This window comes from Belnapia sp. AC561, assembly GCF_979252845.1.
Genome location: NZ_CEEDBP010000448.1, coordinates 1 through 240, shown reverse-complemented (window position 1 = coordinate 240; position 240 = coordinate 1). Strand labels below are relative to the sequence as shown.

Here is a 240-nt window from a genome sequence, read left to right as displayed (position 1 = left end):
CCCCAGGTGTCCTTGGTCCGCTCCCGCACAACCTTGCCACGGTCGAGGATGATCGGGCGGAACCCCATCTGCGCCAGCAACAGCCCCGCGAACAGCCCACATGGACCCGCGCCGACGACGATCGGGCGCGGACCGTCGTAACCAGCGGGGGCCTTGGCGACGAAGCGGTAGCCGGTGTCGGGCGTCGGGTTGACGTGGCGGTCGCGCTTGAACCGGGCGAGCACCTGCGCCTCGTTTTTC

Annotated in this window: 1 protein-coding gene; it reads right to left on the bottom strand. The window is 69.6% G+C overall.

The window, feature by feature from the left end; translation table 11 throughout:
• Nucleotides 1-240 (bottom strand): FAD-dependent monooxygenase (locus AC0IW9_RS31805; RefSeq protein WP_471652269.1); only part of this gene is annotated, 240 nt, incomplete at both ends.